Below are 1330 nucleotides of genomic sequence, written 5' to 3'. Positions count from 1 at the left end.
TATGCTGCGACCTATTCACGATGCAACTTTTTCAAAAACTTAAGATAGTTTTTAAGTTTTAATTTTCTGTTGCGCGGCTGAAATCGGAAATAACTTTTGACCGGCGAAGCCATAGGTCAAAAAAGTTATTCTGATTTTATGCCACTTCTATTTTGTTATACATTTCCCTTGGCGTTAGATAATCTAATGATTGATGAAAACGCTCGTCATTATAAAATCTAAAATATTCTTTCAATCCTTTGTACAGTTCCAGAGTGCTACCGTAAGCTTGTAAATATACGTTTTCATATTTTACTGAACGCCATAATCTTTCTATAAAAATATTGTCAATAGCACGTCCTTTTCCATCCATTGATATTTTTATATTATTATCATTCAATAGCTTAGTATGAACCTCACTTGTGTACTGACTTCCTTGATCGGTGTTGAAAATTTCTGGTTTGCCGTGTTGGTCTATTGCCTCTTGAAGTACTCCTGTACACCACTGGGCTGTCATAGTGTTACTTATATCCCAGCTTAAAACATAGCGCGAGTGCAAATCAATTATTGCACATAAATACATAAAACCTTTATCCATAGGGATATATGTAATGTCTGTAGCCCAAACTTGATTATTTTGTGTTATCTCTAAACCTTTGAGTAAATACGGATACTTTTTATGTTCTTTAACAGCAATTGTCGTGCGTGGTTCTCGGTAAATCGTCTGCCAGTTTACCAATTTCATTAAGCGTCGAACTCGCTTTTCATTAACCACAAAGCCATGGCGTTCAAACCAAACAGTAATCTTGCGATAACCATAAAAAGGAGTTGCATGATATTGTTTTTTTAATAATTCCATCAATGATAGGTTTTCAGAACCTTCCCCTTTTGGTGAAAAATAAAAAGAATTCCGATTGATATTCAACAATATACACTGTTTAGATAGACTTAATTTTTCGTTCAAATCTACCATGTTCTTTCTCTCAATCAATGGCATTAGCTCAACTTTTTTTTTAGAAAGTCATTCTCTAAAGTGAGTTGTCCAATTCGTGCAAAAAGCTTTTCAATTGGAATTTCTTCTTTTTTTGCTACTGCTTTTTCTTGATTGAAAACTGCCGATATATTCTTAATCGCCTCGGCTTTCCAGATCGAAATTTGGGTGGGTAAAAGCTCATATTTCTTAGCTAAAACCTCTAATGTTTCTTTCTCTCTTAACGCTTCTAAAACAACTTTTGCTTTAAAATCCTTTCCAAATACTCTTCTTGTTCTTGACATAATTCTGCTAATTTAAGGTTTTTAATCCTATCTTAATTTAAAGCAAAAAATTGTACGTTTTTTGGGGAGCAGCATA

The 1330-nt window shown here is 33.5% G+C and carries 2 protein-coding genes; both read right to left on the bottom strand.

Annotated features, from left to right (window positions below; translation table 11 throughout):
• Window positions 1-136: 136 nt before the first annotated feature.
• Entirely contained in the window at window positions 137-952 is an 816-nt protein-coding gene (locus tag BUA03_RS16300) for an IS3 family transposase (protein WP_262489235.1), read from the bottom strand.
• 23 nt (window positions 953-975) lie between these two features.
• A complete protein-coding gene (locus tag BUA03_RS16295) occupies window positions 976-1254 on the bottom strand; it encodes a transposase (protein WP_066082037.1) in 279 nt (92 codons plus the stop codon).
• Between the last annotated feature and the right edge of the window lie 76 nt (window positions 1255-1330).

It is taken from the genome of Flavobacterium fryxellicola, from assembly GCF_900143245.1.
In the GTDB taxonomy this organism is placed as follows: Bacteria; Bacteroidota; Bacteroidia; order Flavobacteriales; family Flavobacteriaceae; genus Flavobacterium; species Flavobacterium fryxellicola.
This window is presented reverse-complemented; position numbering and strand designations above follow the sequence as displayed.